This window comes from Plantactinospora alkalitolerans, from assembly GCF_015690345.1.
In the GTDB taxonomy this organism is placed as follows: domain Bacteria; phylum Actinomycetota; class Actinomycetes; order Mycobacteriales; family Micromonosporaceae; genus Plantactinospora; species Plantactinospora alkalitolerans.
The window spans coordinates 1-9502 of the sequence record NZ_JADPUN010000335.1 but is presented as its reverse complement, the minus strand read 5'-3'; the positions used below and the strand labels follow the sequence as shown (position 1 = coordinate 9502).

Sequence of the window (9502 nt, the reverse complement as noted above, 5' to 3'; positions counted from 1 at the left end):
CATTGGGTCCTCGTCTGGGGGCGGAACGAGTTGATCCGCGCATCGTCCCAGATCACCGGTTACCAACCAAGACCTGCCCGGTTACCAACCACGTTCCGCCCGGCCGTACGCTGGGACGGTGCCCGAGGAGCCGCAGATCGAGCCGCTCGACCCACCGATGGTGCCGTTCGCCGTCGCCGGGATCGTGGCCTGGGCGGTGGTCGGGCTGGTGCTCCTGCTCTTCTTCCGGCACTGGCTCACCGACCGGGGCCACGAGAACTGGCTCTGGACGTGCCTCGCCGGTTTCCTGGTCGGCTTCCCCGGTCTGGCCGTGATGCTCCGGCACGACGCCAACCGTCGACGCCGACGCGGCGAGGCCTGAGCCCGAACCCCGCCGGTACCGCCTCAGCCGTGCCGGTACGCCCTCAGCCGTGCCCGTACGGCCTCAGCCCCCGTACCGCCTCAGCCGTGCCCGTACGGCTCCGCCGGCTCGGCGGCGTCGACCGAGCCAGGCGCCCGGCTGACCGCGATCGCCTCCACCTCGCTGTCGTCGTAGATCGTCGGCAGCTCGTCGACCGGCGTCTCGGTGGACTCCAGCATCGTCTCGGAGTGCGCTCCGCAGCCGTGGTCGGCGCTGACCGCCCGGCCGTCGTCCGGGGCGAAGAAGTTTCCGCAGACTCCGAACGCCTGGCGCATGGCGCCGGCCAGCGGCAGGTAGAAACCGCACGTGCCGCACCGCGCGGTCCGGGGCGCGGCGGCCGCGATCGGCGCCGCCGGGCCGTGATCGCCGTCGTACCAGCGCTGGGCGGTCTCCATCCGCCCCTCCCGGGACATCACCCGGGGACGGCCGAGACCGAGTTCCCAGGCGGTCTCCTCGACGGCGGGGTCGTCGGAGAGCAGGTAACCGGGGACGAGCCGGTCGTCGTCGGGTTGGGTGGGCAACAGATCGCCGACGCCGAGATCGCCCGGCTGGAGCCGCTCCTGCCAGGGCAGCCAGCTCGGGGCGAGCATCGCGTCCGAGCCGGGTAGCAGGAAGGTCTCGCAGACCGTGACGTGCCGACTGCGCGGCACCCGGGTCACCGTCACCGCCCAGCGCCAGCCCCGGTAGCCGGCCAGCTGACACTCGAAGAGATGCGTCACCAGGCGGTCGCCTTCGGCGAGCGCACCCAGATGATCGCCGATGTCTGTCGGGTCGACCTCGGTGATGCCATCCCGCGCCACGTCCACGGCGCTGGCGCAGACCTGGTCGAGGCGGGCCGCGCGAGCGGCGGTGCTCCTGGTCACCCACCCATTGTTGCCTATCCTTGCGGACGGGTCGGCGGCACTCCCCGGCGCCGATCAGCCAGAGATATCTCGGCACAGATCCGACGGTCGTCGACCGGATGGGCGAGGATGGTGCTCATGCCGCTGTTCACCCGCTCTGGGCGGTCGGTCCTCGGGCGCCTCGTCGGCACGGTGATCCGGGCCGTCAGGCTGCTGTTCCGGGGCACGCTCGGCAGTGCCCGCTGGACGACCCGCCGGGTCGTCCGGGTACGCGAGAAGGGTGCCGGCGGCGAGGCCGGCATGGTCCGGCTGTTCGATCTGCACGCCGCCTCCTGCGCCGGCGACACGTTGATCACGATCGGCCTGGCCGGAACGATCTTCTTCAACGCCCCGCTGGGCGAGGCGCGCAGCAAGGTCGCGCTCTACCTGCTGATCACCATGGTCCCGTTCGCGCTCCTCGCACCGGTGGTGGGACCCCTGCTCGACCATTTCCGGCACGGGCGCCGCTACGCGCTGGCCGCCACCATGCTCGGGCGGGCCTTCCTCGCCTGGCTGATCTCGGACTACATCCACGGCTTCGGGCTCTACCCGGCCGCGTTCGGCGTACTGGCGCTGTCCCGGGCGTACGGCGTGGCCCGCTCGGCGGCCGTGCCCCGACTGCTGCCGGAGCGGATGGGCCTGTCCCAGGCCGGCGCACGGGCCAGTGTGTACGGCTCGATCGCCGGTGGCGTGGTCGCCCCGATCGGGTTGGCCGCCTTCTGGTTCGGTCCACAGTGGCCGCTACGGGTCGCCTCGGTGATCTTCCTGGTCGGCATGGTGATCGCGCTGCGCCTGCCGCCCCGGGCCGACTCCGATCCGCCGGAGGCCGTACCCCGGGCGTTCCAGGCCTTCGGAAAGGGGCGGAACGGACGTGAACGGGCGCTCGGCCGGGGTGGCCCGGCCGGGCGGCTGGTGATCGCCGCCCTGGTCGGCGGCGCCACCCTGCGCGGTCTCTACGGCTTCCTGCTGCTCTTCCTCGCCTTCGCGATCAAGGCCGGCGACCTGGACACCGAGTTGTTCGGTCGGCGGCTCGGCGACGAGGCGGCGCTCGGTGTCGTCGGCGGCGGGCTCGCGATCGGCACGTTCCTGGCGACCGCGCTCGGTACCCGACTGCGGATCCACCGGCCCGTGGTGTTGCAGGCCGCCGGCCTGGTCGTGGTGACCGCCGTCGGGGTGCTGGCCACGCTCCGGTTCTCGCTGCTGCTGGTCGCGCTGCTCTGCCTGGTCACCGCCGTGATCAGCGGCATCGCCAAACTGGCCGTCGACGCCTCCATTCAGGAACGGGTCCGGGAACGGCTCCGGGCGACCGCGTTCGCGCACTCCGAGACCGCGCTGATGCTCGCCTTCGTGGCCGGTGGCGCCCTGGGTCTGATCCCGGTCGACGGCCGGATCGGGATCGGCGTACTGACCGGGATCGCCGCGCTGGCGATGGTCCGGGCCCTGATCGTCGCCGGGCGGCTCCGGAGCGAGCGGCTGTCCGGACGGGCCATGGCCGACACCGACCAACCGGACGGCGGGGACACCGACGGCGACGCATCCGACACCGGACACCCCGATCCGGACCGAGTGGGCCCGGACCGGCCAGCTCAGGACCGGTCCGGAGCGAGGCAACCAGCCGGAGCGGGACAACCAGCCGGAGCAGGACAACCAGCCCGAGCGGGGCAACCGGCCGGAGCGGGGCAACCGGCCGGAGCGGGGCAACCGGGCGTGCGCCGGTCGACCGACGGTGACCCCACCCCCGTCTCACCGGCTCCGCCGACCACTGGCCAGCCGACCGCCGACCTCGGTGGTGACGGCGACGATCCGGAACTCGCACCACCCGGCTACCACATCTACCGGCCGTCCTCGGCGGTCACCGGCCCGAGGCCGGGCGACGAGGGCTCCCGCCGGGAATCCCGGGGCCAGTAGTGGGCGGCGCCGTACTTCTCGTCACCGCCGTTCCCGCCGAGGCCGATGCGGTCCGGGCCGGGCTGGTCGGCGACGCGGTGACCGTGGCGCCGGTCGGGGTGGTGCCGGCGGCGGCCGCCGCCGGCACGGCCCGGCTGATCGCGCTGGCCGAGGCGGCCGGGCGGCCGTACCGGGCGGTGCTCAGCGCCGGGATCGGCGGTGGATTTCCCGGCCGCGCGCCGGTCGGATCGCTCGTCGTCGCGACCCGCAGCGTCGCCGCTGACCTCGGCGCCGAGTCGCCGGACGGCTTCCTGACCCTGGACGAGCTGGGCTTCGGCGCCACCGCCGCCCCGGCCGATCCCGCCCTGCTGGAGGTCCTGCGCGGCGGCCTGCCGCACGCGGTCACCGGTGCGGTCCTCACCCTCGGCACCGTGACCGGAACCGCGGCGACCACCCTGGCCCTGCTCGCCCGGCATCCGGACGCGGTCGCCGAGGCCATGGAGGGGTACGGCGTGGCGGTCGCCGCCGCCGGTGCCGGGCTGCCCTTCGCCGAACTGCGGGCCGTCTCCAACCCGGTCGGACCCCGCGACCGGTCGGCGTGGCGAATCGGCGACGCCTTCGCCGCCCTGACCGCCGCCGCGACGGTGCTCGGCAAGGAACTCGCCGACTAGCCGCCGCTACCATCCGTCGAATGTCACACGATCTCGTCGGTGAGCTGCGCGCCGGTGCCCGGGAGCGCAACGGCAGCCGGCCGAAGGGGCCGGATCTGCCGTACGTCGAGGACCTGACCGGTCCCTCGGGGCTGCCGCTGCGCCGTTACCGGGCGGCCACCGAACCGCGCCCCCTGATGGTCTTCCTGCATGGCGGCGGATGGGTGACCGGCGATCTGGAGACCCACGACAGGACCTGCCGTCGTCTCGCCCAGGAGTGCGGCGTCGACGTGCTCGCCGTGGACTACCGGCTGGCGCCGGAGCATCCGTACCCGGCCGCGGTCGAGGACGCCGTCGAGGTGCTCCGCTGGTCGGGGCCGGTCGCCGTCGCGGGAGACAGCGCGGGTGGATACCTCGCCACCATGGCCTGCCTGCGGCTGCGGGACGAGGGCGGGGCGCTGCCCGGCGTACAGATCCTGATCTGTCCGAACACCGACCTGACACTCTCCCAGCCCAGCGTCATCGAGAAGGGCACGGGCCACGGGCTCGACGCCACCATGCTGACCCGGTTCGTGACCTGGTGGACGCCCGATCCGACGTCGCGCGGCGCGGCGAGTCCGCTGCACCATCCCGATCTGTCCGCTCTGCCGACCACTCTGCTGGTGACCGCCGAACACGACGCGCTCCGCGACGAGGGTGAGGCGTACGCCCGCCGCCTGGCGGAGTCCGGGGTCGCCGTCACGCACCGCCGCGAACCGGGCCTTCCGCACGGGTTCATCCAGGGCATGGACCTGACCAGTCCCGACGCGGCGGCCGCGCAACAACGGATCTTCGCCGACATCCGGCGGCTGATCCCGCCCGGCGCCCCGGACCGGCGCCCAGCCGGAGCGCTGTGACGTATCCGGCCCAGCCGGAGCGCTGTGACGTATCCGGCCCAGCCGGAGCGCTGTGACGTATCCGGCCCGGCCAGGGCCACGACCACCCCGGCCGGGCCGGGTGGTTACGGTGGGGCTGTGGCGCTCTCCCTGGCGATCTCCCCCTGCCCCAACGACACCTTCGTCTTCCACGCTCTGGTGCACGGCCTGGTGCCCGGCGCGCCGCCGATGGACGTGACGTACGCCGACGTGGACGTCACCAACACCGCCGCCGAGCGCGGGGCGTACGACCTGGTGAAGGTGAGTTACGCGGCGCTGCCCTGGTTGCTGGACGACTACCACCTGCTGCCCTGCGGCGGCGCGCTGGGCCGTGGCTGCGGCCCGCTGGTGCTGACCCGGCCGGACCGGGCCGGCAACACCGATCTGACCGGGGCGACCGTGGCGGTGCCCGGTGACCGGACCACGGCGTACCTGCTGTTCCGGCTCTGGTCCGCGGACCGGCCCCCGGCGCGGATCGAGGTCGTGCCGTTCCACGAGATCATGCCGGGGGTGGCCGCCGGCCGGTACGACGCCGGCCTCGTCATCCACGAGGCCCGGTTCACCTATCCCCGGCACGGCCTGACCGCCCTGGTGGACCTCGGGCAGTGGTGGGAGGCCGACACCGGGCTACCGATCCCGCTGGGCGCCATCCTGGCCCGGCGGGACGCGGTGGATCCGGTGGCGGCGACCGGCTGGATCCGCGACTCCGTACGCCGGGCCTGGGCCGACCCCGCCGCGAGCCGGGAGTACGTGCTCCGGCACGCGCAGGAGATGGAGCGCGACGTGGTCGACCAGCACATCGCGCTCTACGTGAACGAGTTCACCGCCGAACTGGGTGCCGACGGTCAGGCGGCGGTCGACGCGCTGCTCGGCCGGGCCGCAGCCGCCGGTCTGACCCCTCAGGTCTCCAGTTCGCGGGCGACCGCGTGGACGAGCTGAGCGACGGTCTGCGCGGTCTTCCGGTCCGGGAAGCGTCCCCGGCGCAGGTCTGGCTGGATCTTGGCCTCAAGCACCTTGATCATGTCCTCGACCAGGCCGTGCAGCTCCTCGGCCGGCCGGCGACGGAGTTCCGCCATGGACGGTGGGGCGTCCAGGAGCTTGACCCCGAGCGCCTGCGCGCCCCGGCGGCTGTCCACAACGCCGAACTCGACCCGCTGACCGCCCTTCAGATCGGTGACCCCAGCCGGCAGCGCGCCCTTCGGCAGGAACACGTCGCCACCCTCGTCACTGGTAACGAACCCGTATCCCTTGGCCGCGTCATACCACTTCACTCGACCCGTCGGCACCTGAAGACCTCGACTCCCCTGATGAGATTGCTGTCCTCACAAGGCTAGCCGCACCAACCGCCCGAGCGCCTCCGGGAATCCGGTAAGGTCCGCCAGCACCAGGTCGGCACCGGCCGATCGCAGCTCATCGGCGTCGCAGGGCCCGGTGGTGACGCCGAGTCCGGGCACTCCGGCGGTCCGCGCGGCCACCATGTCGGCGACGTGGTCACCCACGTACAGCCCGGCGCCGTGCGCGGTCAACGCGGTCGCCTTCTCCGCCGCGAACAGGTCGCCGGCCAACTCGTCGACCTCCAGCCCGACATGCTCCAGGTGGAGCCGGGCCAGCCGGCCGTACTTGGAGGTGACCACCATGACCCGCAGCCCCCGGGCCCGGACCTCCGCCACCGCCTCCAACGCGCCGGGCAGCGGCAGGGACGTGGCGATCGCGTACTCGGGATAGAGCGCCCGGTACGTCCGGACGGCCTCCTCCACCCGGTCCTCGGGGAACCAGCGGCGGATCTCGGTCCGCAGCGGCGGGCCGAGCCGGCTGACCACGGCGTCCGCGTCGACGTACACGCCGGTCTTCTCCGTCAGCGCCCGCATTGCGGCGGCGATTCCGGGCCGGGAGTCGATCAAGGTCATGTCGAGGTCGAACCCGACCGCGGCGGAAGTCACGCCGGCCATCGTCGCACGGACCTAACGGCCGAACGGAGTCGAGCCGGACGACCGACGCGCACGACAGGCACCTGGCCGGATAGCGTGGAAAGACGATGACGACACTCGCCGACCATCTGCGGGCCCTGCCCGACGAGGCGCTGGCCGCACTGTTCCGGCTGCGTCCCGACCTCGTCGTGCCGGTACCGACCGACCTGTCCGCCCTGGCGGTCCGCGCACAGTCCCGGGTGTCGGTGGCTCGCGCCCTCGACGGACTCGACGAGTTCACCCTGCGGATCCTGGACGCCGCCCGACTGAGCCGTGATCCGGATCACGGCGAGACGTCCACCGAGACGATCATCACCCTCGCCGTCGGCACCGGCCGGAACGCGGACCGGGCCGGGGTGCGGACCGCGGTCGACCGGCTCCGTGCCCGCTTCCTGCTCTACGGGCCGGAGAGCGCGCTGCGGGTCGTGGCCGGGGTCGACGAGGTCTGTTCGCCGTATCCGGCGGGGTTGGGCCGGCCCGCGGCGGAACTCGATCCGGAGACCGCCGCACTGGTCGCCGACCCGGCCCGGCTGCGCCGGACCCTGCTGGCCGCGCCGCCACCGGCCCGGGCGATCCTGGACCGGCTCGCCGCCGGCCCTCCGGTGGGTACGCTGCCGGCCGCCGCGCCAGCCGGCGAAGGCGCCGCCGCGCCGGTCTCCTGGCTGGTCGACAACGGCCTGCTGGTGCCGATCTCCGAGACCACCGGCGTGCCCGGCACGCCGACCGCCGTGGAACTGCCCCGGGAGGTCGGGCTGCTGCTGCGCCGCGAATCGGGGCCCCTGGGGCCGCTGCGCCCCCGGCCGCCGGCGGTCACCGGCACGGCCCGGGAGCCGAAGGCCGCCGACTCCGCCGGAGCCGGCCAGGCCATGGAGGCGGTACGGCACACCGAGGCGCTGCTCGAACAGCTCGCCGCCGAACCCGCCCCGGTGCTGCGCTCGGGCGGACTGGGCGTCCGGGACCAGCGCCGGCTCGCCCGCGCCACCGGCCTCGACGAGTCGACCACGGCGCTACTGCTGGAGGTGGCGTACGCCGCCGGGCTGACCGGCGAGGTCGACCTGCCCGGCGCCGCCACCACCCGGAACGGGGCGGACCAGCAGATCCTCCCGGCGGCCGGCTACGAGGGCTGGCGGAACGGTTCGCTGGCCCACCGGTGGGAACACCTGGCGCGGGCCTGGCTGACCATGTCCCGGCAGGTCGGGCTGATCGGCCAGCGCGACGACCGGGACCGCCCGATCACCCCGCTCTCCCCCGAGGCGGAGCGCGCCGGGGTGCCGGCCATTCGGCGCGCGGTGCTCGACGTGCTCGACGGCCTCGATCCCGGCGCCGCGCCGACCCCGGACGAGGTGATCGAACTGCTCGGCTGGCGGACCCCCCGGCGGAGCCTGGGCCGGGAGAACGGCCAGCGTGAGGTGCTGACCGAGGCGGCGCTGCTCGGCGTCACCGGACTCGGCGCGCTCACCTCGTACGGCCGGCTGCTGCTCGCGCAGTGGACCGCCGGAGACACCCGGCTCGGCGAGAACGGCGACGATCCGCTCGGCGTCCGGCCCGACGCGGACGGAGCGGCCGGCGGGGGTACCGCCGCGGTCCGGGCACTGGACGCACTGCTGCCGGCCCCGGTCGACCACTTCCTGCTCCAGGCCGACCTGACCGTGGTGGTACCCGGGCCGCCCGAGCCGGCGCTGGCCGCCGAACTCGCCGTGGTGGCCGAGCACGAGTCGGCCGGCGGCGCCAGCGTGCACCGGGTCACCGCGGCGAGCGTGCGCCGGGCCCTGGACGCCGGGTACGCCGCCGAGGACCTGCACACACTCTTCAAGCGCCGGTCCCGTACGCCGGTGCCACAGGGGTTGACGTACCTGGTCGACGACATCGCCCGTAAGCACGGCGGGCTTCGGGCCGGCTCCGCCGGGGCGTACCTGCGCAGCGACGACGAGGCACTCCTGACCGAGGTGCTCGCCGACCGCCGGCTCGCCCCGATGTCGCTGCGCCGGCTGGCACCGACCGTGCTCACCACCCCGCACCTGGCAGGTCGGCTGATCGGCGCCCTGCGCGACGCCGGATACGCCCCGGTCTCCGAGGACGCCACCGGGGCGACCGTACTGGCCAGGCCCAAGGTGCGGCGGGCGCCGGCCCGGGGCTCGGTCGCCAACCGGGTGACCGATCCGCTGGCCACGCCGAGGCTGAGCACGCCCCGACTGCTCGGCATCGTGGAGCAGATCCGCCGGGGCGACGCCGCGGCCCGGGTCGCCCGCCGGGCGCCGAGCACGGTCCGGGACGGCGGCCGGTCCGGTGGGGCCGGGCCGGCGATGCCGGCGGCACACGCGCACACCCAGGCGCTGGCCGTACTCCAACAGGCGGTCCGGGACAAGGCCCTGGTCTGGGTCGGGTACGTCGACGCGCACGGCGCGACCGCGTCCCGGCTGGTCCGCCCGGTCTCGATCGGCGGCGGATACCTACGGGCCGAGGACGAGCGCACCGAGATGCTGCACACCTTCGCCCTGCACCGCATCACCGCGGCGGTGCTCGACGAGTGAGTGAGTGAGGTGTTAGGAGGGGGCCCTTCTTCTACAGAAAACGATAAGAAGGGGCCCTTCCTTTCACTCTCGGCGGTGTTGGCGGACGGTGCCGACGACGGAGACGATGAGCAGCAGCGTGAAGGCGGCGCCGAGCCCCTCACCGAGCGAGGTCACGAAGCCCTGCTGCTGCACCAGCCAGCCGAAGAGCACCCAGGCGGCGATCAGCACCGCCACCGTCGCGTACGCGAGCACGGTGGCTCGGGAGACCGGGGCCGGAGTGGCGGGGGTGG

At 74.0% G+C, this 9502-nt stretch carries 10 protein-coding genes; 6 read left to right on the top strand and 4 right to left on the bottom strand.

The features are described 5' to 3' along the window. Positions 1 to 157: 157 nt before the first annotated feature. Entirely contained in the window at positions 158 to 361 is a 204-nt protein-coding gene (locus I0C86_RS35985) for a DUF2530 domain-containing protein (protein WP_230395357.1), read from the top strand. A gap of 80 nt (positions 362 to 441) precedes the next feature. Here I0C86_RS35985 and I0C86_RS35980 read toward each other — a convergent pair whose 3' ends face one another. Further along, positions 442 to 1281 carry a DUF3027 domain-containing protein gene (locus tag I0C86_RS35980; protein ID WP_196205774.1) on the bottom strand — a complete coding sequence of 280 codons (840 nt, stop codon included), beginning with the start codon at positions 1279 to 1281 and terminating at the stop codon, positions 442 to 444. Positions 1282 to 1380: 99 nt separating this feature from the next. On the opposite strand from I0C86_RS35980, the gene I0C86_RS35975 reads away from it, so the two are divergent. From I0C86_RS35975 to I0C86_RS35960, 4 genes are all read left to right on the top strand, one after another. Further along, positions 1381 to 3189 (top strand): MFS transporter, encoded by a 1809-nt coding sequence (locus tag I0C86_RS35975; RefSeq protein ID WP_196205772.1) that lies wholly within the window; start codon positions 1381 to 1383, stop codon positions 3187 to 3189. After that, positions 3189 to 3839, top strand: coding sequence for a futalosine hydrolase (locus tag I0C86_RS35970; RefSeq protein ID WP_196205771.1), 651 nt, complete (start codon positions 3189 to 3191; stop codon positions 3837 to 3839). The genes I0C86_RS35975 and I0C86_RS35970 overlap by 1 nt, the downstream gene beginning before the upstream one ends. A gap of 20 nt (positions 3840 to 3859) precedes the next feature. Beyond that, positions 3860 to 4714, top strand: coding sequence for an alpha/beta hydrolase (locus I0C86_RS35965; RefSeq protein ID WP_196205770.1), 855 nt, complete (start codon positions 3860 to 3862; stop codon positions 4712 to 4714). Positions 4715 to 4831: 117 nt separating this feature from the next. Continuing rightward, positions 4832 to 5671, top strand: coding sequence for a 1,4-dihydroxy-6-naphthoate synthase (locus tag I0C86_RS35960; RefSeq protein WP_196205769.1), 840 nt, complete (start codon positions 4832 to 4834; stop codon positions 5669 to 5671). Here I0C86_RS35960 and I0C86_RS35955 read toward each other — a convergent pair. Continuing rightward, positions 5632 to 6018: a cold-shock protein gene (locus tag I0C86_RS35955; protein ID WP_196205768.1), complete on the bottom strand. Its 387-nt coding sequence runs from the start codon at positions 6016 to 6018 to the stop codon at positions 5632 to 5634. The genes I0C86_RS35960 and I0C86_RS35955 overlap by 40 nt on opposite strands. Positions 6019 to 6054: 36 nt before the next feature. After that, positions 6055 to 6639 (bottom strand): HAD family hydrolase, encoded by a 585-nt coding sequence (locus I0C86_RS35950; protein ID WP_230395354.1) that lies wholly within the window; start codon positions 6637 to 6639, stop codon positions 6055 to 6057. Positions 6640 to 6767: 128 nt separating this feature from the next. Between I0C86_RS35950 and I0C86_RS35945 the strand changes: the two genes are divergently transcribed. Beyond that, positions 6768 to 9230 carry a helicase-associated domain-containing protein gene (locus tag I0C86_RS35945; RefSeq protein ID WP_196205766.1) on the top strand — a complete coding sequence of 821 codons (2463 nt, stop codon included), beginning with the start codon at positions 6768 to 6770 and terminating at the stop codon, positions 9228 to 9230. Between the two features lie 63 nt (positions 9231 to 9293). On the opposite strand, the gene I0C86_RS35940 is transcribed toward I0C86_RS35945, so the two are convergent. Further along, positions 9294 to 9502 (bottom strand): hypothetical protein (locus I0C86_RS35940; RefSeq protein ID WP_196205765.1); only part of this gene is annotated, 209 nt, incomplete at its 5' end.